The sequence below is a fragment of the Burkholderia sp. RF7-non_BP4 genome (assembly GCF_001521935.1).
Taxonomy (GTDB): domain Bacteria; phylum Pseudomonadota; class Gammaproteobacteria; order Burkholderiales; family Burkholderiaceae; genus Burkholderia; species Burkholderia diffusa.
The window spans coordinates 46148-71218 of sequence record NZ_LOTA01000087.1; the positions used below are offsets into that span (position 1 = coordinate 46148).

Here is a 25071-nt window from a genome sequence, read left to right on the forward strand (position 1 = left end):
CGCTCAGCCGAGCGCGGCGGGCGGCCCCTTGAATTCCAGCATGTTTCCTTCGGGATCGAACAGATAGATCGACGGCCCGTAGCCGCCGGCGCCGTAACGTTCGGCGGGGGCGCCGGGGCGCGCGCCATGCGCGGCGAAATGCGCGATCAGTGCTTCGGGGTCGAATGGCTCGACGCGCAGGCAGAGGTGGTCGAGATTGCGGCCGGTGCCGGGTGGGCCGCTGTCGGGACGGTCGATCGGGCCGCCGACCGACAGCAGGTCGATCAGCGCGTCGCCGGCGCGCAACTGTACGAGGCCCAGGTCGGGTTGTTCCTTCTCCACGTGGCAGCCGACGGCATCGCAGTAAAAGTGCGTCATCGCAGCCATGTCGGTCACGCGTAGCACGACGTGATCGATCGCGCGGATGGTCGGTTTCATGAGCGGGCACTCCTTCGCGGATGGCGTGCACCGAGTGTAGACCGCGCCGGCGACATATGCCGGAACGCGGCACGATCGACGGACGAAAAAAAGCCCGTTCACGCAGAGCGGAACGGGCTTAATCCATATCAGGAGGAGACATGGAGGAGACAGTTCCAACTATACACACGGCGATGGTGCGTTGCAATATTCCGAGTGTAAAAAATGGTCAGGACGGCGATTTGTCGCATTCGCACTGCAGCAAATGGTGACGCGATGATGACGAAAGCGGCGTCGACGCAGCGCTTGCGCGGCTTTTCGTCCGATTGAACGGTTTCGATGCGCCTCCGATTGTGTCCCCGATTTCGTCGGCGCGAATCACAGAGCAAGATTCAGGGCGCGACGGCCCATGCCGATGTCTAGAGTAGGCACCATCTACACTGGAGAGTGCGAGGTTCAGATGAAAACCGCCTATTCGACCGACGATGCCCGCTGGGGCGCCGTGACCGCCCGCGATGCGCATGCGGACGGCGCGTTCTTCTATGCCGTGCGCACGACCGGCGTGTTCTGCCGCCCAAGCTGCGCGTCGCGGCTGCCGCGGCGCGAGCACGTATCCTTCTTTGCCGACCCGGCCGCCGCCCGCGCGGCCGGCTTCCGCCCGTGCAAGCGCTGCCAGCCGGAAGGGCTGCCGCGCGAGCTCGAGATCGTCAACCGCGCGTGCGCGGTGCTCGACGCGCATCCCGAGCGGCTCACGCTGCAGCAGTTGAGCGACGCCGTGCACGTGAGTCCGTTCCACCTGCAGCGGTTGTTCAAGCGCGTGGTCGGCGTGTCGCCGCGGCAGTATCAGGCCGCGCAGCGCGGCGCCGCATTGCGCGAGGCGCTGCAAAGCGGGCAGCCGGTCACGCAGGCGGCCGTCGACGCGGGGTTCAATTCGCCGTCGCGGCTCTACGCATCGGTGCCGCGCGAGCTGGGGATGGCGCCGTCCGCGTTCCGTCGCCAGGGCGCCGGCCTGCGCATCGATTATGCGACCGCGTCGACGCCGCTCGGCACGGTGCTCGTTGCCGCGACCGAACAGGGCATCTGCCGGATCGCGTTCGGCGACGAACCGGCGTCGCTCGTCGACGAACTGAAGGACGCGTTCGCGCGTGCCGAGCTGGTCGAATCGCCGTCGCGGCTCGCGCCGTTCGTCGCGCAGATCCGCGCGTATCTGGACGGCACGCGGCACGCGTTCGACCTGCCGCTCGACATCGCGCCGACCGCGTTCCAGCAGCGCGTGTGGGAAGCGCTGACGCATATCCCGTACGGCGAGACGCGCAGCTATTCGGAGATCGCCGAGGCGCTGGGCGCGCCGCGCGCGGTGCGGGCCGTCGCATCGGCCTGCGCGTCGAACCCGGTCGCGCTCGCGATCCCGTGCCACCGTGTCGTGCAGAAGGGCGGCGCGCTCGCCGGATACCGCTGGGGCGTGCGCCGCAAGGCGACGCTGCTCGCGTCCGAGGCGCGCCATGTGCGCGACGATGAAACCGAAGCCGTTGCGGAGGGCAACGCAGTTTGAGCATCGACAAAACCACGATGACGTCGATCGCGAACGGCGGCCACGTGCCGCCGTCCGCGCAGATGGCGCTGCGCTTCAAGGCGCCGTACGACTGGGCGCGCGTGCTGCGCTTCTTCAGCGGACGGGCGATTCCGGGTGTCGAACAGGTCGTCGACGGCATGTATCGCCGGATCGTCGACCTGAACGGCGACGCGGGCAGGCTCACCGTCACGAAGCATCCGCGCCGGCATTGCCTGATCGCGACGCTCGAGGGGGCGGCCGCGCGGCATGTCGACGATGCATTCGCGCACCGCGTCGCATCGATGTTCGACCTCGGCGCCGACCCGGCCGCGATCGGCGGCGGACTCGCGCGCGACCCGTGGTTCGCGCCGCTCGTCGAGGCCGCGCCAGGGCTGCGCGTGCCGGGCGCCTGGTCGGGGTTCGAGCTTGCGGTGCGCGCGATCGTCGGCCAGCAGGTGAGCGTGAAGGCGGCGACGACGATCGTCGGTCGGCTCGTCCAGCGGGCCGGCGAGCGCGTCGTGCACGACGACGGCATGGCGGCGCCGGACGGCGCCCCCGCGTGGCGTTTCCCGACGCCGGACGCGCTCGCCGCATGCGATCTGGAGAAGATCGGGATGCCCGGCAAGCGGGCGGCCGCGCTGACGGGCATGGCGCGCGCGGTGGCGGCCGGCCACGTGCCGCTCGATCCCGCGCAGGCCGATCTCGCGACGCTGCGCCGCGCGTGGCTCGACCTGCCCGGCATCGGCCCGTGGACCGTCGAATACATCGCGATGCGCGCGTGGCGCGACCCGGACGCGTGGCCGGCGTCCGATCTGGTGCTGATGCAGTCGATCGCCGCGCGCGATCCGTCGCTCGACCGGCTCGCGAGCCAGAAAAGCCGGACCGAAGGCTGGCGGCCGTGGCGCGCATATGCGGCGCTTCATTTGTGGAACGACGTGGCGGACCGGGCCGGCGGCGCGCGCGGCGGATGACGGTCGTCGCCGCAGGCCGGCGGGTGCGACCGGGCAGGGCCGCGACGCAACCCGCAAGGGGCGTCACGCCGGCAGTGATCGGTCGGTGATCCTCACGGTTGCGACGATTGACGGCGATGGGCGATCAACCGCTCCGGTGTCCGTCGCTCCGGCGCGTACGATCGGCCCGGGCGCGACGACGATGCATCGCGGGTTCGGCAGAACGGGTTGCACCTGATGGCGCTGCCGTGCTCGTCGCTCACGTTCCTTCCGACGAATGTCGCGTGATCGCCGCGTCCGTCGGCGCCGACGATGGTCGGCTGTGCGCGCGGCGTTCGCGGCGACCGGCCCGCCAGACGGCCCGCAGCGGCCGGCGCGCACCGCCCGGCGCCACCTCAAGCGCGTGTGACGGCGAGATGTTAAAGTGCCCGCTACCAACGAAGCGACCAATAATCCAGCCGGCCGCGTGCGGCATTCCGCGCGCGGCCGTCACGCACTTGCGTCTCCATGTCGAACACCATGACTCACCGCCAGTCCGAACTGCTGCTGAATCGTCTCGAAGCGCTGAGCTCGGGCCCGACGCGGCAGCATCTGCCCGACGGCCTGCGCGGCATCGAAAAGGAAAGCCTGCGCGTGACGCGCGACGGGATGATCGCGTTCACGCCGCATCCGCGCGCGCTCGGTTCGGCGCTCACGCACCCGTCATTGACGACCGACTATTCCGAAGCGCTGATCGAACTGATCACGCCGGCGGAAGGCGACGCGTCGGTCACGCTCGAACGTCTCGACGATCTGCACCGCTACGTGTATGCGTCGCTCGGCGACGAGATGCTGTGGAACGACTCGATGCCGGGCCTGTTGCCGGCCGATGATGAAATTCCGATCGCCGACTACGGCACGTCGAACATCGGCCGCCTGAAGACGGTGTACCGACGCGGCCTCGCGTATCGCTACGGCCGCACGATGCAGTGCATCGCCGGCATCCACTACAACTATTCGCTGCACGAGGAAGTGTGGCGGCGCCTGCATGCGGAAGAGGGCTCGACGGCCACGCTCGTCGATTATCAGTCGGAGCGCTATCTCGCGCAGATCCGCAATTTCCGTCGCCGCAGCTGGCTCCTGATGTACCTGTTCGGCGCATCGCCGGCGCTCGACGCGAAATTCCTGCGCGGCAAACCGCACAAGCTCGACGCGTTCGATGCCGATACGCTGTACCGGCCGTACGCGACGAGCCTGCGGATGAGCGACCTCGGTTACTCGAACACGACCGCGCAGGCCGCGCTGCACGTCGACTACAACACGCTGCCCGGCTATCTCGATGCGCTGTCGAAGGCCGTGAGCGAGCCGTATCCGCCGTACGAGGCGATCGGCACGCATCGCGACGGCGAGTGGATCCAGATCAACACGAACGTGCTGCAGATCGAGAACGAGTTCTACTCGACGATCCGGCCGAAGCGCGTCACGTATTCGGGCGAGCGTCCGCTGCATGCGCTCGCGTCGCGCGGCGTGCAATACATCGAAGTGCGCTGCCTCGATATCGATCCGTTCGAGCCGACCGGCATCGCGCTGGAGACCGCGCGCTTCATCGACGCGTTCCTGCTCGCCTGCGCGCTCGACGAAAGCCCCGCGCTCGACTGCGACGCGTACAAGGAAGCGAATGCGAACTTCGGCAGCGTGACGATGGAAGGGCGCAAGCCGGGGCTCACGCTGGTGCGCGACGGCCAGCCGGTCACGCTGCAGGCGTGGGCGGACGACTTGATGGCCGATATCGAGACCGTCGGGCGCCGTCTCGACGAGATCCGCGGCGGCGACGAGCATGCGCGTGCGATCGCCGCGCAGCGCGAGAAGCTCGCCGATCCGGAGCGCACGCCGTCGGCGCGCGTGCTGCGCATGATGCGCGAGAACGGGCAGTCGTTCCTCGCGTTCGCGCGCGCGCACAGCGAAGCGCATGCCGCGCATTTCCGCGCGAACCCGCCGTCGGCGGAAACGATGCGCGCCGAGCAGGCGCTCGCGGCGAAGTCGCTGGCCGAGCAGGCCGAGCTGGAAGCGAAGGAGGCCGGATCATTCGACGCGTTCGTCGCGGCCTATCGCGCCTATACGCTGAACCGCTTCAGCGTGTGATGGCCGTCGCCCGCTGCGCGTCGCGCGGCGGGCAGGCCGGCTGCGGGCCGGATGGTCGCGCGGTCATGCGCCCGGCCCGGTTCCAGCCGCTTCAGTGATGCGCGTACGTGTCGCGATCGACCACGCGCGGCAGCGCCGGCTTTCCTGATTCCACATTCGCATGGCCGTCGCTGCCGCGGCCGGCCGCGTCGCGCGCCTGTGCGGCGCGCTGCATGATCGCCTGCATGTTTTGCGGAAAGTCGGGACCGCTGGCGAGACTCGGCCGATAGCCGGCGGCCTGCAGTTCCGCGAGTTCCTGGCGAACTTGCGCGCGCGTCAGCGTCGGCGCAGCCTGCGCCTGGGCCTGGGCGGCGACGGCCGAGCCGATCAGCACCAACGCGTACGCCGCACGTTTCATGGTCTTCATCGTGTTTGCTCCGTGTGGGTTCCGGAGCCGCGCCTTCGTCGGCACGGACGGAATCGATGCAGCGAGTCTAGGCTTCGGATGCCAAACGAAACACCCTGCGTCCCGTCAGTCACCTTTGCCGGTTGAGCAACATTGCGCCGGCGGCTTGCTGGCGCGCGCGTCAGCGGGTCGCCAGCGGTCGTTCAGCGTGCGGCGGACGCCGTGTATCGGCACCGCGCGCATCGGGGTTGCCCTCCTTGTAGAAGCGCGATGCGCCTCCTAACCTCTTTTAAGCGACCGATCGGTCGGTGTTGCGGCATGGTTGCATGCGCAAGCGTCGGATGATCGTTGCGGCCGTGGAACGGACGTTTGAACGGGATCGAGGTGTGCGCAGGCGTTGATGCGCGAGCCCCGGTCGACCGAGAGGCAGGGGATCTGAGTAAGCGTCAAAGCGCCAACTCGGGTCGACCGCGAAGCATGGGATCGGAGTAAGCGCTAAAGCGCTAACTCCGATCGACACGGAGACACGAGACACGATGAATCCCACCGCAGCCCTGCCGCCCGGCATCCTGTTCGCGCAGCCGTTGACGCCCGTCGCCAACTCGCTGTTCCTGTCGTTTCTCGTCGCCGTGATCCCGATCGCGGTCGCGCTGATCGCGCTCGGCGTGCTGCGCCGGCCCGCGTGGCAGGCGTCCCTCGCCGGCCTCGTCGCCGGCCTCGCGGTCGCGATCGGCGCGTGGGGCATGCCGGCCAGCCTCGCGTTCGACGCGGTCGGCGCCGGCATGGCGCTCGCGGTCGTGCCGGTGATGTGGATCGTCTTCAACGCGCTGCTGCTGTACAACATCGCGGTGAAGTCGGGCCGCTTCGACCAGTTCCGGCAGTGGATGCTCGACAACCTGCCCGACGACCGCCGCCTCGTGCTGCTCGTCGTCGCGTTCTCGTTCGGCTGTCTGCTCGAAGGGATCTCCGGGTTCGGCACGCCGGTCGCCATCACCAGCGCGCTCTTGATCGCGCTCGGCTTCCCCGCGCTCGAAGCGCTCACCTACACGCTGCTGTTCAACACGGCGCCGGTCGCGTTCGGCGCGCTCGGCGTGCCGATCACCGTGCTCGGCGCGGTCACGTCGCTGCCGCCCGCGACGCTCGGCGCGATGGTCGGCCGGCAACTGCCGTTCTTCGCGCTGCTGCTGCCGTTCTACGTGGTCGGCGCGTACGGCGGCCTGCGCTCGATCGCGAAGCTGTGGCCCGCGCTGCTCGTGTCCGGCGGCAGCTTCGCGATCGCGCAGTTCGTCACGTCGAACTTCCTCGGCTACCAGCTCACCGACGTGCTGTCGTCACTCACGTCGCTGATCGTCACGATCGGCTTCCTGCAGGTGTGGAAGCCGCAACCCGATCCGCAATACGCGCTCGCGCGCAGCGTGCCAGCCGCGGCCGGCGCCGCGCGCGCGGGCTTCGGCGGCTGGCTGCCGTGGATCGTCGTGTCGGTGGTCGTGATCGTCTGGGTGCACGCGAACGTCGCGGCGATCGGCGACGTGAAGATCAAGTGGCCGGGCCTGCACAATACGGTGTTCGTGTCGCTGTATCACAAGCCGTATGCGGCGATCTGGGACTTCCAGCCGCTCGGCACCGGCACCGCGATTCTCCTGTCGGCGATCATCACGGCCGTGCTGACACGCACCGGCGTCGGCGCGTTCTTCGAATGCGTGGTCAAGACGTGGCGGCAGACGTGGATCGCGATCGTCACGGTGATGATGATCGTCGGGCTCGCGTATCTGCTGAACTATTCGGGCATCAGCTACACGCTCGGCACCGGCGTCGCGTCGACCGGCGCGCTGTTCCCGCTCGTGTCGGCGTCGCTCGGCTGGATCGCGGTGTTCCTGTCCGGCAGCGACACGTCCGGCAATGCGCTGTTCGGCAACCTGCAGGTGGTCGCCGCGAGACAGCTCGGCTTCGATCCGGTGCTGATGGCCGCGACCAACTCGTCGGGCGGCGTGATGGGCAAGATGATCTCGCCGCAGAACATCGCCACGGGCGTGTCGACGACCGACCTGAAGGGGCAGGAAGGCGTCGTGTTCGCGCGCACGTTCTGGCACAGCGTGATCCTCACGCTGCTGCTCGGCGTGCTCGTGTTCCTGCAGCAGCACGTGTTCACGTGGATGATTCCGGCGCTGCCGAAGTAGCGCACGGCGGGAAGCAAGAAGGCAGGCACGAGGAAAACAACGAGGGAAGGCGCGGAAAAAGCGCCGGAAAAGCACGGGGAATGTGCAGGGAAGTGCGACGGAAACTGCGCGAAACCGGTGAACGCGGGGCGGCTCAGCGCGCGTTCACCGGCCGTGTCGCGTGCATTGGCTCGTGCGTCGCGGCCTGCGCCGGCAGGATGCACGCGAGGAACGCATCGATCGCGGGGCTCTGGCGGCGCGCCTTCAGGTAGTACACGTATTCGTCGATCGTCGTGTCGACGCCGCGCAGCGCGACGACGCGCAAGTCCGGATGACGCTCGGCCTCGCCGCGCGGAAACAGGCTGCCGCCCACGCCATGCAGGATCGCCTCGCGGATCGCTTCGCGGCTGCCGATCTCGGCGACCGACGTGACCGCAACACCGGCCGCCGCGAGGATCGTCTCCGTGCAGCGGCGCGTGACCGATCCTTCCTCGCGCATCAGCAGCCGCACGTCGGCGAGCTGCACGGCGTCGATCGCGTCGAAGCGCGCGAGCGGATGGTCGCGATGCACGACGAGCACGAGCGGATCGGTGGAGATCACCTTGCGTTCGAGGCCGTCCGCGTCATTGCGCTGCGACGACACCGCGAGGTCGATGCGGAATTCCTGCAGCGCCTGCAGGATCTCCTCGGAATTGCCGATCCGGCACGTGAGCGCGATGGACGGATGCGCATACGAGAAGCGGCCGACCGCGTCCATGATGTAGTACGGCCCGGTCGCGCCGATCCGCAGATGTCCTTCGAACAGGCCGCCGACGTTGCGCAGCATGATGTCGGCCTGCGCCTCGAGCGCGATCATCTTCTCGACGAGCGGCAGCAGCTCGATCCCGGTCTCGGTGACTTCGAGCTTGCGGCCGCTGCGATAGAACAGCTCGACGCCGTACAACTGCTCGACCTGCCGGATCTGCGCGGCGATCGTCGGCTGGCTGACGCCCAGGTGGCGCGCGGCGCGCGTGATGCTGCCCTGCCGGACGGTCGCGTGGAACGCCTTCAGCTGATCGAACACGACTCGGCTTCTCCCCCCTCTTCATCGCGCGTCAGCGTAGCGCAGGCGTGTGTCGGCCGGATGAAAGGCGCGCCGGGCGCCGCTTCGAAAAAAAGCTGGGGGTGACCGCAAGAAACCTGCTGGAACCGGTCACGGCCGGGACACGCCGGTGCGGAGTAATAACGGCAACGCACCGACCGCCGGCCCCGCTCGACCGGCGCCACCCTTACCGACCCACAGGATTCTCTTCATGTCCGCCACCAACCGACGCGATTTCCTGCGCCTCGCCGCCCAGTCGGCCGGCGCGATGGCCGCCTACGCCGGCTTCCCGCCCGCGATCCGCAACGCACTGGCCATACCGGCCGCCTATCGCACCGGCACGATCCGCGACGTCGAACACGTCGTGATCTTCATGCAGGAAAACCGCTCGTTCGACCATTACTTCGGCGGGCTGCGCGGCGTGCGCGGCTTCAACGACCCGCGCCCGCACCTGCTGCCGAACGGTGCGCCGGTGTGGCAGCAGCCGCCGGCGTCGGTGTTCACGAAGAACTACCATTCGCGCGGGCTCGACCCGTCCGCGCCGTACGTGCTGCCGTTCTACCTCGACCCGAAGCAGACGACCGAATTCCAGCCGGGCACCAACCACGGCTGGAGCAGCGGCCACCTATCCTGGAACAACGGCCAGTGGGACCAGTGGGTGAACCAGAAGCAGGACGTGCTGACGATGGGCTACCTGAAGCGCCAGGATCTCACGTACCACTACGCACTGGCCGACGCGTTCACGATCTGCGACTCGTACTTCTGCTCCGCGCACGCCGACACCGCACCGAACCGCATCTATCTGTGGACCGGCACGATCGACTCGCGCAACGTGTACGGCGCGCAGCCGAACGGCCCCGGCATCGGCGAGCGCAACAACACGAACGGCTACACGTGGACGACCTACGCGGAACGTCTCGAGAACGCGAAGATCAGCTGGAAGGTGTACCAGGGCGGCACGGGCATTCCGGGCGACCCGACCGACAACTACACCGACAATTCGCTGATGTTCTTCAAGAAGTTCCAGGTGAAGGAAGGCGCGAGCGGCCCGCTGGTCGACAAGGGCGCGTCGGACCACACGCTCGCCGAGCTGAAGGCCGACGTGCAGGCGAACCGGCTGCCGCAGGTGTCGTGGATCGTCGCGCCTTACAAGTACAGCGAGCACCCGCAAGCGTCGCCGACGGACGGCGCGTTCTACATCAACATGGTGCTCGAGGCGCTGACGTCGAACCCCGAAGTGTGGGCGAAGACGGTGTTCATCCTCAACTACGACGAGAACGACGGGCTGTTCGACCACGTCGTGCCGCCGGTGCCGCCGGTCACGAGCGGCGTGGGCGGCCAGGGCATCGTGTCGTCGAACCTGCTGTCGAATCTCGGCGACGAACTGCTCGACCTGAACAAGTACCCGGGCGAGATGAGCCCACTCGTGCCGGGCGCGGACCCGGGCGGCATCCAGCCGATCGGCCTCGGGCCGCGCGTGCCGCTGATCATCATCTCGCCGTGGACGAAGGGCGGCTGGGTCTGCTCGGAGACGTTCGACCACACGTCGGTGCTGCGTTTCCTCGAAGCGCGCTTCGGCGTGCAGGAGCCGAACATCAGCGCGTGGCGCCGGTCGGTCTGCGGCGACCTCACGTCGGCGTTCGACTTCTCCGCGCGGCCCGATACGCGCACGGTGAGCTTCACGGTGCCGCAGCACATCGCCACCGCCGGCCAGGCGTACCAGGTGCCCGCGCAGCAGTCGATGCCGGCGCAGGAGCCCGGCACGCGTCCGGCGCGCGCGCTGCCGTACGAACTGTTCGTACATGCCCGCGTGAACGGGCGCGACGACCGCGTGTCGCTCGATTTCGCGAACTCGGGTGACGCGGGCGCCGCGTTCTACGTGTACGACCGCCGCAATCCGGCGACGCCGCCGCGCCGCTACGCGGTGTCCTCGCACGATCGCTTCGCCGATACCTGGAGCACGTCGGCCGCGCGCGGCGACTACCATCTCGCGGCCTATGGCCCGAACGGCTATCTGTGCGAATTCCAGGGCAACACGCGGCTGGCCGCGGACGGCCGCCACGCGAACCCGGAAGCGAAGATCGGCTACGACGTGCGCAATCGCCACGTGTACCTGCAACTGCGCAACAGCGGTCGTGCGGCATGCCGCGTGGTCGTCGACAACGCGTACAGCCATGCGCATGCGCGCACCTACACGCTGGAGCCGGGCGAGCGCGTCGAGGATCACTTCGAGTTGTCGTCGAGCCACGGTTGGTACGATCTGACGATCACCGCGACGACGCTGCGCGGCGGCGACGACAAGGTCGTGCGCCGTTTCGCGGGCCACGTCGAGACGGGCCGGCCGAGCCAAAGCGATCCGGGGCCGGTGAAGCAGACGGCCTGACGGCAGGCCTGCATCGTGCGGTCCGGCGTGCGCGCGCCGGCCGCACGCTGACCGCATGCCGGCACGAGGAACCGGTTTTTGGAAACTGAAAACTGTTGACAATATATCGGGCCGAGGGTATACAACGATCATTCGCCGACATGGCGCCCTCGTTCTCATCCGCGGCTTCGCTGCCTGCCCGATCATGACTGCCCCGAACGCGCTCAACGCCATCGAACTCCTGCAAAGCCAGTCGCTCGCGATGATTGTCCAGGACATGCTCGAGCGCGCGATCGTGTCCGGCGAATATGCGCCGGGCGAGAAACTCAACGAAGTCGATATCGCGACCAAGCTGAACGTGTCGCGCGGGCCCGTGCGCGAGGCATTCCGCGCGCTCGAGCAGGCCGGGCTGCTGCGCAACGAGAAGAACCGCGGCGTGACGGTGCGCGTCGTGCCGCTGCGCGAGGCAGAGGAAATCTACGAAGTGCGCGCGATGCTCGACGAGTCGGTCGCGCGCGCGCTCGCGAAACGCATTTCGCCCGACACGCTGAAGGTGCTGAAGGGCATCATCCAGTCGATGAAGGATGCGGCGAAGGCGCACGACGTCACGCGCTATACCGAGCTGAACGTGCAGTTCCACGACGCGATGGTGGTCGGGGTCGGCAATACGCACCTCACCGACACCTATCGCCGGCTCGTGCGGCAGCTCGGGTTGCTGCGCCAGGCCGCGATCGAGGCCGAGGAGGACGCGATCGCGGTGTCGGCGGCCGAGCACGGCAAGATCGTGCAGGCGCTTGCGAGCGGCGACGAAGAGAAGGCCGTCGCGCTCGTGCGCGAGCACCTCGCGCACGGCCTCGCGCGGATGCGCCGCACGCACGAGCAGGGGCTGCCCGCGGCGGGCAAGGCGGCGCGCGAGAAAGCCGCGCGCGTGTGACGCGGCCGCACGGGCGGTCGTACCAAAAGCAAAGGGACGCTTCGCAGCGTCCCTTTTTCGTTGCGCTTCGTTGCGCGTCGCGTCATCGCTTCGTCACGCCTTGTCGGCCTTGCCCGCCGCGCTCGCGAATTTCGCGAGCCACGTGTCGATCCTCGCCGGCCGTCGGCCCTCGTCTTCCGCGCGCTCCTTGCGGCGGATCGCATTGCGCACGACGTGCGCGCCGACATAGCGGATCGGCTCCGGCGGGAAATGGCCGAGCGGGCCGCGCACGATCGGACTGCGCGTCCATGCGTTGTCGAGGTCGAGCACCAGCGACGACAGGATCTGCCCGCCCATGTAGGTCGGCCCGACGCCGTTGCCCGAATAGCCGAAGCCGTAGAACACGTTCGGCGCGTCGTCGAGGCGGCCGAAGAACGGGAAGCCCGTCACCGAGCGGTCCGACGGGCCGTTCCAGCTTGCGGTGATCGGCACGCCGGCGAGCGACGGGAAGAATTCGCGCAGGCTCCGCGTGAGCTGCGCCTCGTACGGCGAGCGCCGGTCGAACACCGGCGCGATGCGGCTGCGCCACGAGAACGTGTTGCCGCCCTTGCCGAGCATCAGCCGGCCGTCGGCGGTCGTGCGGTAGTAATACACGAAGATCCGCGAATCGAGCACCGACACGCCGTCCACGAGCCCGGTCCGCTCGAGCAGTTCCGGGCATTTCTCGGTGATGACCATGTCGCTCGACACGACCGCGATCGTGCGTTCGAACTGCGGGAAGCGGCTCGCCATCCACGCGTTGATCGCGAACACCAGCTTGCTCGCGCGCACGCTGCCGGACGGCGTGCGCACGACGGCCGGCTGCCCCGGCGTGAAGTCGACGAGCGGCGTGCGTTCGTAGATCCGGATCCCCATGTCGAGCGCGACGCGGCGCAGCCCGCGCACGAGCTTGCCCGGATGCACGGTCGCGGCGATCGGCGAGTACACGCCGTCGAGATTGCGTGCGGAGCCCGAGCGGCGCGCGACGTCGGCGGCCGGCAGCGGCTCGTAGCTGTGGATGCCGCACGCGGCGAGCGCGTCGAGCACCGGCGCGAGCGTGCCGACCTGCGCGCGCGACGTCGCGGTGTACAGCGTGCCGTCGAGCCGCAGCTCGGCATCGATGCGATGCGCGCGGCAGAAGTCGGCGATGTGCTGGACGGCCGCCTCCGACGCCTTCACGAGCCGGATCGCCTCCGCTTCGCCGAACAGCCTCCGCAGCGTCAGGAATTTCGCGGACCATGTCAGCAGGCAGCCGCCGTTGCGCCCGCTCGCGCCGGCGCCGCACAGGTCGGCCTCGAGTATCGCGATGTCGAGCGCCGGGTTCTGCTGCTTCGCCTGGATCGCGGTCCAGAGCCCGGTGAAGCCGCCGCCGACGATACAGACGTCGGCCTGCGTCGCGCCCTGCAGCGCGGGGGCGAGATCGCCATCGTTGAACAGTGCTTGTTCGATCCAGAAGGGTCGCATCGGATGTCGTGCCGGTAAGGGGCGAAGATTGCCGTGCCGCGCACGGCGGGAAAACGAAAGCGAAAACGAAGCCGCCGCGCGGTGATGCGTGACGTCGAGCAGCGAGTGCATCGCGTCAGGTCGCTGCGTCGGCGGACACGCGCCGCACGCCCATCGCCTTCAGCGTGTCGGCGATCGCGGCGACCGCGCCGGGCATGCCGGCTTCGCCGAAGTGGCCGATGCAGCCGACGCGGAACGTGTCGACTTCCGTCAACTTGCCCGGATACGGAATGTAGCCGCGCTTTTTGACCTCCTGATAAAGGCGCTTGAAAGCGTAGTTCGGATCGTCCGGTGTTTTGCCTTCTGTTCTCTGCATGTTGTTGACAATCTACAAATCATCAATTTTAATGTCAAGCATGGAAAGGACCTCCTCGGCGCGGCGCGGGCGCCGACAGCTCGACCCCTTCGAACCGAAAGGACTGAACGTCATGACCGAAACGCCTGTCTCCGTGGAAGTGAACGGCCGCCGCTACAACTGGATGAGCCGCCCCGTGGTGGTGGTCTGCGTCGACGGCTGCGCCTACGAATATCTCGAGATGGCGGCCGAGGCCGGCGTCGCGCCGTTCCTGCGCACGCTGCTGAAGCCGGGCACGGCGCTCAAGGGCGAGTGCGTGGTGCCGAGCTTCACGAACCCGAACAACCTGTCGATCGTGACCGGCGTGCCGCCGGCGATCCACGGGATAAGCGGCAACTACTTCTACGATCGCGACACCGGCGCCGAGGTGCTGATGAACGATCCGAAGTATCTCGTTGCGCCTACCGTGCTCGCGACCTTCGCCGAACAGGGCGCGCGCGTCGCGGTCGTCACCGCGAAGGACAAGCTGCGGCGCCTGCTCGGCAAGGGGCTCAAGGGCATCTGCTTCTCGTCGGAAAAGGCCGACGAGGCGAGCCTCGAGGAAAACGGCATCGACAACGTGCTCGAGCTGGTCGGCAAGCCGGTGCCGAGCGTGTACAGCGCGGACCTGTCCGAGTTCGTGTTCGCGGCCGGCGTGCGCCTGCTCGAGACGCGCCCGATCGACCTCATGTACCTGTCGACGACCGACTACGTGCAGCACAAGTGCGCACCCGGCACCGATGGCGCGAACGCGTTCTACCAGATGATGGACGCGTACCTGAGGCGGCTCGACGCGCTCGGCGCGATCGTCGCGATCACGGCCGACCACGGGATGAACGCGAAGCACGACGGCGAGACCGGCGAGCCGAACGTGATTTATCTGCAGGAGCTGTTCGACGAGTGGCTCGGCCACGACGCCGCGCGCGTGATCCTGCCGATCACCGATCCGTACGTCGTGCATCACGGTGCGCTCGGCTCGTTCGCGACCGTCTACGTGCCGGCTTCCGCCGACGCCGACGCGCTGCGCGCGCGGCTCGCCGAGGTGGACGGCATCGAGATCGTGCTGACGGGCGCCGAAGGCTGCGCGCGCTTCGAGCTGCCGCCCGACCGGATGGGCGACCTGATCGTGATCTCGAAGCAGGACGTCGTGCTCGGCACGCGACGCATCAAGCACGACCTGTCGGGCCTCGACGTGCCGCTGCGCTCGCACGGCGGGATCTCCGAGCAGATCGTGCCGCTGATCTTCAGCAAGCCGGTCGCGACCGACGTCACGGGCCGCGCGCGACTGCGCAACTTCGACATCATCGACATCGCGCTCAATCATCTGCAGTGACGCGGACGCATCCGCCAGGGAGACATCATGAACGCCATTGCAGCCTCGACGGCGGCCCGCTCGCCTCATCGTGAAGCACTGCGAATCGATGGGGAGCGGATTCATCGCGACGCGGTGATCGAGGTCCGCAATCCGTACGACGGAACGCTGGTCGGCACCGTGCCGAAGGCGACGCTCGACGACGTGCGACGCGCATTCGCGGTCGCGCGTGCATACCGGCCGTCGCTCACGCGCCACGAGCGTGCGGCGATCCTGCGCCGCGCGGCCGACATCGTGCGTGCGCGCACCGCCGAGATCGCGGCGCTGATCACGGCCGAGGCCGGGTTGTGCATCAAGGATTCGACGTACGAAGCGGGGCGCGCGGCCGACGTGCTCACGTTCGGCGCGGGCGAAGTGCTGAAGGACGACGGGCAGATCTTCTCGTGCGATCTGACGCCGCACGGCAAGAAGCGTCGCGTGTACACGCAGCGCGAACCGCTGCTCGGCGTGATCTCCGCGATCACGCCGTTCAACCATCCGATGAACCAGGTCGCGCACAAAGTCGTGCCGTCGGTCGCGACCAACAACCGGATCGTCGTGAAGCCGTCGGAGAAGGTGCCGCTGTCGTGCTACCTGTTCGCGGACATCCTGTATGAAGCCGGCCTGCCGCCGCAGATGCTGCAAGTGATCACCGGCGACCCGAAGGAAATCGCGGACGAGCTGATCACGAACCCGGCGATCGATCTGATCACGTTCACCGGCGGCGTGTCGATCGGCAAGTCGATCGCGTCGCGGATGGGCTACCGGCGCGCGGTGCTCGAACTCGGCGGCAACGATCCGATCATCGTGATGGAAGACGCCGATCTCGACGAAGCGAGCACGCTCGCCGTATCGGGCTCATACAAGAACTCGGGGCAGCGCTGCACCGCGATCAAGCGCATGCTCGTGCACGAGGCGGTGGCCGATCGCTTCACCGAGCTGGTCGTCGAGAAAACCCGCGCATGGGCTTACGGGAATCCGGCCGATCCGTCGGTCGACATGGGCACCGTGATCGACGAAGCGGCCGCGAAGTTCTGCGAGCAGCAGGTGAACGACGCGATCGCACGCGGTGCGCGGCTTCTGGTCGGCAACGTGCGCGACGGCGCGTTGTATTCGCCGACGGTCGTCGATCGCGTGACGCCCGACATGCCGCTCGTGAAGTACGAAACGTTCGGGCCGGTGTCGCCGATCATGCGCTTTCGCGACATCGACGACGCGATCCGGATGTCGAACAGCACCGACTATGCGTTGTCGTCGTCGGTCTGCACGAACCGCTTCGACAGCATCACGCGCTTCATCACGGAGCTCGAGGTCGGCAGCGTGAACGTGCGCGAGGTGCCGGGCTACCGGCTCGAACTGACGCCGTTCGGCGGCGTGAAGGATTCGGGCCTCGGCTACAAGGAAGGCGTGCAGGAGGCGATGAAGAGCTTCACGAACACGAAGACCTATTCGCTACCGTGGTAAGCGGTGCATGATGCGGACCCGTCGGCCGCCACGCGACGGTCAATCCTCGTCTTCGTGATGGTGACGACGCCAGCCGCGATGCCAGCCGTTGTCGTGCCGGTAGTAGCGGTAACGGTAGTCGCCGTAGTACGGGCCGTAATAGACAGGTGCCGGCTCGTAAATCACGGGTGGCGGCGGCGCGTAGTAGACCGGCGGCGCTTCGATAACGGGGCCCGGCACCCCGAAATACACGCCGATGTCGGCACGCGCGAACGCACTTGCCGACAGGCAGGCGGCCGCGATGCCGAGAGCACTGGACAACAGGATGCGTTTCATTTTCCGTTCACTCCGCTCGCGGGCGGCAAGGCCCGCGAGCAATCGGTTCACCATGTCTTCATGGTACGTAGCGTTTGCCGAATGGGTGATACCGCAGCGTCGCTTCTGTAACTGCCGGTAACGAATCGTCGTACGATCGACGCGCTGCATCGCGACGGATTTCGTCTGCGGAATGGACGTGGCCGGCCGGCGCGTTCGTTATTCGACGCGCTCATATCGTTAGCGGATTTGCGTTTTTGCCGGATATCGGCGCGTCGGTAGAATTCGCGGACCTCTCGCGCGGCCGTTCGGGCCGGCGGGTCCACTCCCTTCCATCGTTCGGGGTCCGCACCATGAAATTCCTTCGCTCCATCCTGGTCGTTGCATTGCTGCAGGCCACTGCCGTCACGAGCGCGCTGGCGGCCGACGGTCTCGCGCAGATCAAGTCGGCCGGCGTGTTCCGGGTCGGCACCGAAGGCACTTATGCACCGTTCACGTATCACGATGCGTCGGGCAAGCTGACCGGCTTCGACGTCGACATCGCGACCGCGATCGCGCAACGGCTCGGCGTGAAGGCGGAGTTCGTCGAAGGCAAGTGGGACGGGCTGATCGCGGGCCTCGACGTGAACCGATACGACGCGGTCGTCAATGAAGTGTCGATCACCGATGCGCGCAAGGCGAAATACGATTTCTCGACGCCGTACATCACGTCCCACGCGGTGCTGATCGTGCGCGCGGACAACACGTCGATCCGCTCGTTCGACGACCTGAAGGGCAAGAAATCCGCGAACACGCTGACCAGCAATTTCGGCAAGCTCGCGGCCGCGCACGGCGCGGACGTGGTGCCCGTGCAGGGCTTCAACGAATCGATCGACCTGCTGAGCGCGGGGCGCGTCGACGCGACGATCAACGATTCGCTGTCGTACCTCGATTTCCGCAAGCACAAGCCCGACGCGAAACTGAAGATCGCGGCGACCGACACGAGCGGCGCCGGCGATGCATCGGGCGTGCTGCTGCGCAAGGGCAGCCCCGCGCTGGTGGCGGCGATCGACAAGGCGCTCGCGGACATCAAGGCCGACGGCACTTACGCGAAGATCTCGCAGAAGTACTTCGGCCGCGACGTGTCGCAGCCGTGACGCGAGGCTGACCGATGCCGCCCTGGCTGCACCTGATGGCGGAATCGCTGCGGCCCCTGCTGGTGGCGGGGCTCGTGTTCACGGTTCCGCTCACGCTCGCGTCGTTCGCGATCGGCCTGCTGCTCGCGTTCGGCGCGGCGCTCGCGCGCCTGTTCGGGCCGCGCTGGGCGCAGGCCGGCGTGCGTTTCTACATCTGGTTGTTTCGCGGCTCGCCGCTGCTCGTGCAGCTGTTCGTGATCTTCTACGGATTGCCGAACGTCGGCATCGTGCTCGATCCGCTGACCGCCGCCGTGATCGGCTTCTCGCTGAACGTCGGCGCGTACAACGCCGAGGTGATCCGCGGCGTGATCGAATCGATCCCGAAGGGGCAGTGGGAAGCCGCGTACTCGATGGCGATGACGCGCGCGCAGGCGCTGCGCCGCGCGATCCTGCCGCAGGCCGCGCGCGTCGCGCTGCCCGCGCTGTCGAACTCGTTCATCTCGCTGGTGAAGGACACGTCGCTCGCGGCCGTGCTGACCGTGCCCGAGATCTTCCAGGCTGCGCAGCGCATCGCGGCCGTCACCTACGAGCCGCTGATCCTCTATACCGAAGCCGCGCTGATCTATCTGCTGTTCAGCTCTGTGCTCTCGTCGCTGCAACGTCGGCTCGAGCTCCGCTTCGGGCGCCATGCGTTGTTCCACGCGGAGTTGCGATGATCCGTCTCGAACGCATCGACAAATCGTTCGGCGCGCAGCGCGTGCTGACCGGCATCGACCTCGCGTTGCAGCCCGGCAGCGTGACCGCGTTGATCGGGCCGTCCGGCAGCGGCAAGAGCACGCTGCTGCGCTGCGTGAACCTGCTCGAAGTGCCGGAGGCGGGCGTGCTCACGGTCGGCGATGCCCGCATCGACTTCGCGGCGGGGCGTCGCCCGTCGCGCGATCACGTGTTCGCGGTGCGCCGTCAGACCGGCATGGTGTTCCAGAACTTCCAGTTGTTTCCGCACCTGAGCGTCGTGCAGAACGTGATGGAAGGGCTCGTGACCGTGCAGCGCTGGCCGCGCGAGCAGGCGCGCGAACGGGCGCTCGCGTTGCTGGACAAGGTCGGTATCGCCGACAAGGCCGACGCATGGCCCGCGACGCTGTCGGGCGGCCAGCAGCAGCGCGTGGCCATCGCGCGCGCGCTCGCACCGTCGCCGCAGGTGCTGCTGTGCGACGAGCCGACGTCCGCGCTCGATCCTGAATTGTCCGTCGAAGTCGTCGAAGTGCTGCGCCAGCTCGCGCGGGAAGGCACGACGATGCTGATGGCCACGCACGACCTGCGCCTGGCGGCGTCGGTCGCGCACGATGCGGTGTTTCTCGCGGATGGCCGGGTGGTCGAGGCCGGCGCATCGCGCGAACTGTTCGGGCGGCCGCGCGATCCGCGCACCGCGAAGTTCGTCGCGACGCTCGCGCAGGGCGTGCCGGCCTTCTGATTTGCCACGTCACGCGGTTGCGTGGTCGATCATTGTTGTCCGTGTGCGTCGAGCACCGCGGCGACGATCGCCTCGGGCGCATCCTCCTGGACCAGGTGCCCCGCACACGGCACGCGGATCAACCTGCCGCCCGCGATGCGATCGGCGAGGGCCTGCCCCTGTTCGAGCGGAATCCACGCGTCGTCCTCACCCCACACGATGCGCACCGGAAAGTCCGGCGGCGCATAGCGTGCCTCGGCTTCCTCGATGTAACGCTGTCGCATTTGGGCGATCTGTCGATAGAACGCCGGCTGGCCGGTCGGCGTGAGCCATGGCGAGCGATAGATCGACAGCACGTCGTCGCTCAACGGTCGCGCGACGGCATGGCCGATGTAGGCCGACACGAGCGCATGGTGCGCATACGCCGGCAGCCCGGTGAACGCGGCTTCGTGCTGCGCGACATGCCGCACGAACGGCGAGCCTTGCGGCGCGATCGCGACCGGGTTCACGAGCGTCAGGTCCGAATACGCGATGCCGTCGAGGAAGTGCGCGCGCAGCACGGTCGCGCCGCCGTAATCGTGCGCAAGCACGCGCGGGCGCGAAATTTTCCATTCGTCGAGCAGGGCGCCGAACAGCACGTTCTGCCGGCCGAGCGAGACGTCCGCGTCGGGCATGTCCGACTGGCCGTAGCCGAGCAGGTCGTAGAAGAACACGCGATGGCGTCGCGCGAGCCATGGCGCGATCCGGCGCCACACCTGCGATGAAAACGGCGTGCCGTGCACGAGCACGAGCGGCGGCCCTTCACCGAGCGTGCCCCATGCGATCCGGTGACCGTCGAAAACGAAGCGATTGGCGAGATCGAGCATCGGTGCCTCCGTGCTAACCTGTTTGGGTTGATAACAGGTTACGCCTGTTCATCCGGATATGAAACCGATAGGTGGAAATAAATGGTTACTCGACGCGAGCCTGCGCGACAGGTGCACGCATGGACCGCGGCCGATTTCGTCGGCGGCCATCCGGCGCTGGATTTCCTGAACACTGTGGCCGACACGGGCAAGACGCGCGACGAGGACAAACTCGTCGACTGGGCGGCCGTGCGCGCATGGGCGGGGAAGTCGGGCTTGCTGGCCCGAGTCGACCTGACACGGTTTCTGCGTCATCCCCGGCAGGACGGCGCGGACGAACTCGCCGCGCTGCATGGTTTTCGCGAGGATGCATACGTGGCGCTCGCGCACCTGACGAGCGGTGGCGGCGGCAGCGCCGGCGCGCGGGCGGCGCATCGGCTCGCGGAGGCGATTCGCGATGCGATCGGGCGCAGCACGTTCGACGCGGTCGATGGCCGCTTCGCATGGCGGCCCGATGCGCGTGCGGCGTCGCGCTGGGTCGACGCGGCCGCGCTCGGGTTCGAGCATCTGCTGCGCGGCGACGACTTCGCGCGCGTGCGGCAGTGCGGCCGCTGTACGTGGTTCTTCGTCGATCGCGGCCGCGGCGTCGGGCGACGCTGGTGCGACATGCGCACGTGCGGGAATCGCGCGAAGGTGGAGGCGTTCAGGGAGCGGTGAGGCGCGGGCCGTGGTGTCGACGGCCCGGCTGCTCCGCGTTCGTCATTCCGTGAGTTCGTGCGGCCGATGGTCGGGCCACAGCGCACCGATGACGCACAATCCGGCGACGAGGAACGGCGCGCCGATCGCAAACAGGATCGCCGTGAGTCCCCACCGGTCCCAGAACCGGTCGATGACCGCGCGCTCGGGTATGACGGGGTCGTACAGCACGTTGACCACCTCGCCTTCGTACAGGCCGGGGCGCGATGAAGCCGAGCCTTGCGCGAACGTGACCGGGCGGCCGCTGTCCGTCGTGAACGCAATGGTCGCCGAATAGAGCGACGTGCGTGTGCGGGACGATTGGGCGGATTCGGTGATCTCGACGACGTGGCCGGTCGAGTGCGCGTAATGGCGGGCGATCTGCCATTGTCTCAGCCCGGCGGCGCCGGCGCCGGCCAGGAAGCCGGTGCCGATCGCGATCGGCATCAGCACGATCGCGATGTTCCAGCGGCGCCGGGCCGACTTGCCGGCGGCCGGTGCGGCAAGCGCGTCGGCGTGCCGGCTGCGGCGCTCGCTCCTGTACAGCAGGCTGCCGATCGCAAGCGACGCGACCGCGAGCAGTGTCGGCACCGCGACGGGAAACCAGCGTTGCGTGAAATCGTCGATCAGCGCGGGACGGTTCGGATGGGCCGGATCGACCAGGACGTCCACGCTTTCGCCGATGTCGTACGCCGGGACCACCGATGCGGTATTGCCGGCGACTTCACGGCGATGGCCGTCGTTCGCGAGATAGGCGACGATCGGGCGGTATCCGCGCATCGCGTCGCTGTCCTGCACGATGCGCACGACCGTGCCCGGCGTGCGGACCAGATCACCCACCGCATGGCTCGCGATGACGGCGAGCATCGCTGCGACCACGAGCAGTGCAACGCCGAGCGCGAGTGCGACGAGCGCTTCCTTACGTGGCATGGCCGGATTCGCGGTGCGCGTCGTGCGACGGGGCCGGATGCGATCGGGGGGATGGCGCGACTCGACGCGCGCGCCGCTGTCGGCGTGACCATGCCCTCTGAATGGTCGCGTCTCGCTCACATGATTCCATGTCTGACGTCCCATGCTCTCTCAGTGCCGGCGGCGATATGGCGATCGCCGTCCCGGTCGTGTGATATTTTGTCGGACGATTCTAGCGGAAAGTGCGCGGGCGAGGCATGTATGTAATTGCATGCCGTGACGCGGGGGAGTCAGGCGGGCGCCTGAACGGAAAAAGGCCGGTCAGCTTGCGCTGACCGGCCTTTTGAATTCCTGGTGGGGCGTGAGTGACTCGAACACTCGACCTACGGATTAAGAGTCCGCTGCTCTACCAACTGAGCTAACGCCCCCAACAGAAGAAAGATTATGCACGGGTATTTCGGTCTTGGCAAGTGCTTTCTGCAAATTTCCTGAAAATACTTCGTCACGGCCGCGGCGGCTCCCCGCGCGGTCACGAGCGATCGCAGTTGGCGCGCTCCCGGTATGATGACGTCCACACCTGTTGCGCGGCGGTCGCGCAACGTTTTCTGGACATTCGAAGATGGACGAAAACGCAGTCCGCGAATTGCTGGACCGCCTGCTGGCCCCGTGGGTCCGCTCGCTCGGTCTGGTCCCCGTATCGATCGGCGACGACAGCGTCACGATGCGCCTGCCGTTTTCCGGCGAATTCCGTCATTCGGGCGGCATCATCTGCGGGCAGGTGTTCACGGCCGCCGCCGACACCGCGATGGTGGTCGCGATCTCGGTCGCGCTCGGCGAGTTCCGGCCGATGACCACCGTGTCGCTGAACACGAATTTCATGCGTCCGGTGCGCAAGGGCGACGTGCTCGTCACCGCGCGCGTGCTGCGGATGGGCCGCAACCTGGTGTTCGGCGAAGTCGAGCTGTTCGACGAGGACGGCAAGATGGCCGTTCACGCAACGTCGACCTACGCGCTCGTCGGCTGAGCGGCGCGATGTTCGACCAGATCGTTTTCGCGGGCGGCGGCAATCGCTGCTGGTGGCAGGCCGGCTTCTGGGACGTTGCCCAGCCGGCGCTCGGCTTGCGTCCGCGCGTGATCGCCGGCATCTCGGCCGGCGCGGCGACCGCCTGCATGCTGTATACGCGCGACGCCGCGTGGGTGATGCGCTATTACGAGGAGGCGCTGCGCCACAACCGCAAGAACGCGTACTGGGGCAACCTGTTCGGGCGCGAGCCGGTGTTTCCGCATTACCGGATCTACCGTCAGGCGCTGCTCGACATCTACGGCGAGCCGTTCCCGCAACTTGCCGACGCGCCGGAGATCCGCATCGGCGTGTCGCACGTGCCGCGCTGGCTCGGCGCGCGCAGCGCGGTCGCGGCCGGCCTCGTTGCATACAACATCGAAAAGTACGTGCGCAAGACGCTGCACCCGACGCTCGGGCGCACGCTCGGCTTCCGGCCCGAGTTCGTGCGCGCGCAGGCATGCGCGAGCGTCGAAGAACTCGCCGACCTGATCCTGCAGTCGTCGTGCACGCCGCCGTTCACGCCGGTGCTGCGCCGCGGCGGCCGGCCGGTGCTCGACGGCGGCATGGTCGACAACGTGCCGGTCGACGCGCTCGACGCATCGCCGGGCGACGTGCTGGTGCTCGTCACCCGGCTGTATCCGCGCCCGCAGATGTTCACGGTCGCGCATGGCGACCAGCGGCGGCTCTATGTGCAGCCGTCGAGCAAGGTGCCGATTTCGAGCTGGGATTACACGAGTCCGTCGCAGATGCGGCATGCATACGACCTCGGACGGCGCGACGGCGAGCATTTCCTCACGCGCGTCGACGCGATGACGGGCGGCCGCGTGGCCGCCTGAAGGCGGGAACGGAGAAGCGGAGCCGCGCGGCGAACGCGGCTCGTGCCGGTCAGCGCACGCGGCGCGGCGTCAGCGCTTCCGGATTGACGACGCTCGACAGGTCGCCCTGGTCGAACGCGAGGATGTTCCGGAACGCCGCGCTGAAGTAGAGCTCGTAGCTTTCGCGCTCGACGTAGCCGATGTGCGGCGTGCAGATCACGTTTTCCATCCGCAGCAGGCTGTAGCCCTGCAGAATCGGCTCGCTCTCGAACACGTCGATCGCGACCATCCCCGGACGGTTGTGCGACAGCGCGTTGACGAGCGCGTTTTCCTCGAGCAGTTCCGCGCGGCTCGTGTTGACGAGCAGCGACGTCGGCTTCATCCGCATCAGGTCTTCCTGCTTCACGATCCCGCGCGTGTCGTCGTGCATGCGCAGGTGCAGCGACAGCACGTCGCTCTGCTCGAACAGCGCTTCGCGGCTCTCGGCGGCGGTGTAGCCGTCGGCGCGTGCGGCCTCGAGCGAATGCTCGCGGCCCCAGATCAGCACGTTCATCCCGAACGCCTTGCCGTAGCCGGCGACCAGCCGGCCGATCTTGCCATAGCCCCAGATGCCGAGCGTCTGGCCGCGCAGCACCTGGCCGAGACCGAAGTTCGGCGGCAGCGCCGACGTCTTCAGGCCCGACTGCTGCCAGGCACCCTGTTTCAGGTTCGCGACGTATTGCGGAATGCGACGCTGGGCGGCCATCACGAGCGCCCAGGTCAGTTCGGCGGGCGCGACCGGCGAACCCGTGCCTTCGAGCACCGCGATGCCGCGATCGGTACACGCTTCGAGGTCGATGTGGCTCGAGATACGGCCGGTCTGGCTGATCATGCGCAGGTTCGGCAGCTTGGCGAGCAATTGCGACGAAATCGGCGTGCGCTCGCGGATCAGCACGAGCGCCTCGACTTCCGCCAGGCGGCTCGCGAGTTGCCCCAGGCCGCGTACCGTGTTGTTGAAGACCTTCACGTCGTGCTCGGCGAGCATCTCGAAGCAGTTCAGCTTGCGGACGGCGTCCTGGTAGTCGTCGAGGATGGCAATTTTCATGATCAGCGGGAGTCGCGCGTTGAAAGCGGCAGTGGCGGCGGCGCACGTCGCGCACCCGTCCCGCCCGGCCGGGGCCGACATGATGCTACGTCGGCGGACGTCGTGGTGTCTTTTTAACAGGTTGTTACGCTCCGCCGCAATCGGCGCCGGCCAG

The 25071-nt window shown here is 67.7% G+C and carries 22 protein-coding genes, 1 tRNA gene and 1 pseudogene; 14 read left to right on the forward strand and 10 right to left on the reverse strand.

Annotated elements, in window-relative coordinates:
* Positions 1–3: 3 nt before the first annotated feature.
* The gene (locus tag WS49_RS26490) at positions 4–417 is read right to left on the reverse strand and encodes a VOC family protein (RefSeq protein WP_059534865.1); all 414 of its coding nucleotides are present in this window, start codon (positions 415–417) and stop codon (positions 4–6) included.
* A gap of 439 nt (positions 418–856) precedes the next feature.
* Here WS49_RS26490 and ada point away from each other — a divergent pair, with 439 nt between their 5' ends.
* From ada to gshA, 3 genes are all read left to right on the forward strand, one after another.
* Positions 857–1948 carry a bifunctional DNA-binding transcriptional regulator/O6-methylguanine-DNA methyltransferase Ada gene (gene ada, locus WS49_RS26495; protein ID WP_059534867.1) on the forward strand — a complete coding sequence of 364 codons (1092 nt, stop codon included), beginning with the start codon at positions 857–859 and terminating at the stop codon, positions 1946–1948.
* A 17-nt stretch (positions 1949–1965) separates the two neighbouring features.
* Positions 1966–2919 carry a DNA-3-methyladenine glycosylase family protein gene (locus WS49_RS26500; RefSeq protein WP_373557209.1) on the forward strand — a complete coding sequence of 318 codons (954 nt, stop codon included), beginning with the start codon at positions 1966–1968 and terminating at the stop codon, positions 2917–2919.
* A gap of 486 nt (positions 2920–3405) precedes the next feature.
* Positions 3406–5019 (forward strand): glutamate--cysteine ligase, encoded by a 1614-nt coding sequence (gene gshA / locus WS49_RS26505; RefSeq protein WP_059534871.1) that lies wholly within the window; start codon positions 3406–3408, stop codon positions 5017–5019.
* 91 nt (positions 5020–5110) lie between these two features.
* On the opposite strand, the gene WS49_RS26510 is transcribed toward gshA, so the two are convergent.
* On the reverse strand, positions 5111–5425 hold the full coding sequence (locus WS49_RS26510) for a DUF4148 domain-containing protein (protein WP_059534872.1): 315 nt from the start codon (positions 5423–5425) through the stop codon (positions 5111–5113).
* Between the two features lie 515 nt (positions 5426–5940).
* Here WS49_RS26510 and WS49_RS26515 point away from each other — a divergent pair.
* A complete protein-coding gene (locus WS49_RS26515; protein ID WP_059534874.1) occupies positions 5941–7581 on the forward strand; it encodes an L-lactate permease in 1641 nt (546 codons plus the stop codon).
* A gap of 133 nt (positions 7582–7714) precedes the next feature.
* Here WS49_RS26515 and WS49_RS26520 read toward each other — a convergent pair whose 3' ends face one another.
* On the reverse strand, positions 7715–8623 hold the full coding sequence (locus tag WS49_RS26520; protein WP_059534876.1) for a LysR family transcriptional regulator: 909 nt from the start codon (positions 8621–8623) through the stop codon (positions 7715–7717).
* Between the two features lie 229 nt (positions 8624–8852).
* On the opposite strand from WS49_RS26520, the gene WS49_RS26525 reads away from it, so the two are divergent.
* Both WS49_RS26525 and WS49_RS26530 read left to right on the forward strand, forming a co-directional pair.
* On the forward strand, positions 8853–11024 hold the full coding sequence (locus WS49_RS26525; RefSeq protein WP_059534878.1) for a phosphocholine-specific phospholipase C: 2172 nt from the start codon (positions 8853–8855) through the stop codon (positions 11022–11024).
* Positions 11025–11208: 184 nt separating this feature from the next.
* The gene (locus tag WS49_RS26530; RefSeq protein WP_059534880.1) at positions 11209–11937 is read left to right on the forward strand and encodes a phosphonate utilization associated transcriptional regulator; all 729 of its coding nucleotides are present in this window, start codon (positions 11209–11211) and stop codon (positions 11935–11937) included.
* A 93-nt stretch (positions 11938–12030) separates the two neighbouring features.
* Here WS49_RS26530 and WS49_RS26535 read toward each other — a convergent pair whose 3' ends face one another.
* Together WS49_RS26535 and WS49_RS26540 are read right to left on the reverse strand one after the other, a co-directional pair.
* Positions 12031–13419, reverse strand: a complete 1389-nt coding sequence (locus tag WS49_RS26535) for an FAD-dependent oxidoreductase (protein WP_059534882.1) — start codon at positions 13417–13419, stop codon at positions 12031–12033.
* A gap of 115 nt (positions 13420–13534) precedes the next feature.
* Positions 13535–13750 (reverse strand): annotated as a pseudogene (locus tag WS49_RS26540) (2-aminoethylphosphonate--pyruvate transaminase); the annotation flags it as partial.
* Positions 13751–13886: 136 nt separating this feature from the next.
* On the opposite strand from WS49_RS26540, the gene phnA reads away from it, so the two are divergent.
* Positions 13887–15125, forward strand: a complete 1239-nt coding sequence (phnA, locus tag WS49_RS26545) for a phosphonoacetate hydrolase (protein ID WP_059534886.1) — start codon at positions 13887–13889, stop codon at positions 15123–15125.
* Positions 15126–15152: 27 nt separating this feature from the next.
* A complete protein-coding gene (phnY, locus tag WS49_RS26550) occupies positions 15153–16607 on the forward strand; it encodes a phosphonoacetaldehyde dehydrogenase (protein WP_059534889.1) in 1455 nt (484 codons plus the stop codon).
* A 39-nt stretch (positions 16608–16646) separates the two neighbouring features.
* Here phnY and WS49_RS36590 read toward each other — a convergent pair whose 3' ends face one another.
* Positions 16647–17072 (reverse strand): hypothetical protein, encoded by a 426-nt coding sequence (locus WS49_RS36590; RefSeq protein ID WP_373557207.1) that lies wholly within the window; start codon positions 17070–17072, stop codon positions 16647–16649.
* A 182-nt stretch (positions 17073–17254) separates the two neighbouring features.
* On the opposite strand from WS49_RS36590, the gene WS49_RS26560 reads away from it, so the two are divergent.
* Genes WS49_RS26560 through WS49_RS26570 form a run of 3 tightly spaced genes read left to right on the forward strand, consistent with a single transcriptional unit; the run spans position 17255 to position 19487 of the window.
* Complete coding sequence (locus tag WS49_RS26560) at positions 17255–18037, forward strand: amino acid ABC transporter substrate-binding protein (RefSeq protein WP_059534891.1); 783 nt, start codon at positions 17255–17257, stop codon at positions 18035–18037.
* Positions 18038–18051: 14 nt separating this feature from the next.
* The gene (locus WS49_RS26565) at positions 18052–18732 is read left to right on the forward strand and encodes an amino acid ABC transporter permease (RefSeq protein WP_059534893.1); all 681 of its coding nucleotides are present in this window, start codon (positions 18052–18054) and stop codon (positions 18730–18732) included.
* On the forward strand, positions 18729–19487 hold the full coding sequence (locus WS49_RS26570) for an amino acid ABC transporter ATP-binding protein (RefSeq protein WP_059534895.1): 759 nt from the start codon (positions 18729–18731) through the stop codon (positions 19485–19487). The genes WS49_RS26565 and WS49_RS26570 overlap by 4 nt, the downstream gene beginning before the upstream one ends.
* 29 nt (positions 19488–19516) lie before the next feature.
* Here WS49_RS26570 and WS49_RS26575 read toward each other — a convergent pair whose 3' ends face one another.
* Positions 19517–20332: an alpha/beta fold hydrolase gene (locus WS49_RS26575; RefSeq protein WP_059534897.1), complete on the reverse strand. Its 816-nt coding sequence runs from the start codon at positions 20330–20332 to the stop codon at positions 19517–19519.
* A gap of 81 nt (positions 20333–20413) precedes the next feature.
* Here WS49_RS26575 and WS49_RS26580 point away from each other — a divergent pair, with 81 nt between their 5' ends.
* Positions 20414–21028, forward strand: a complete 615-nt coding sequence (locus WS49_RS26580; RefSeq protein WP_059534899.1) for a CGNR zinc finger domain-containing protein — start codon at positions 20414–20416, stop codon at positions 21026–21028.
* A 42-nt stretch (positions 21029–21070) separates the two neighbouring features.
* On the opposite strand, the gene WS49_RS26585 is transcribed toward WS49_RS26580, so the two are convergent.
* Positions 21071–22120: a DUF3592 domain-containing protein gene (locus tag WS49_RS26585; protein ID WP_059534901.1), complete on the reverse strand. Its 1050-nt coding sequence runs from the start codon at positions 22118–22120 to the stop codon at positions 21071–21073.
* 187 nt (positions 22121–22307) lie between these two features.
* Positions 22308–22383: transfer RNA gene (locus WS49_RS26590), tRNA-Lys, on the reverse strand.
* Positions 22384–22574: 191 nt separating this feature from the next.
* Here WS49_RS26590 and WS49_RS26595 point away from each other — a divergent pair.
* The gene (locus WS49_RS26595) at positions 22575–22979 is read left to right on the forward strand and encodes a PaaI family thioesterase (RefSeq protein ID WP_059534903.1); all 405 of its coding nucleotides are present in this window, start codon (positions 22575–22577) and stop codon (positions 22977–22979) included.
* An 8-nt stretch (positions 22980–22987) separates the two neighbouring features.
* A complete protein-coding gene (locus tag WS49_RS26600; protein ID WP_059534905.1) occupies positions 22988–23854 on the forward strand; it encodes a patatin-like phospholipase family protein in 867 nt (288 codons plus the stop codon).
* 49 nt (positions 23855–23903) lie between these two features.
* On the opposite strand, the gene WS49_RS26605 is transcribed toward WS49_RS26600, so the two are convergent.
* The gene (locus tag WS49_RS26605) at positions 23904–24917 is read right to left on the reverse strand and encodes a D-2-hydroxyacid dehydrogenase family protein (protein WP_057924643.1); all 1014 of its coding nucleotides are present in this window, start codon (positions 24915–24917) and stop codon (positions 23904–23906) included.
* Between the last annotated feature and the right edge of the window lie 154 nt (positions 24918–25071).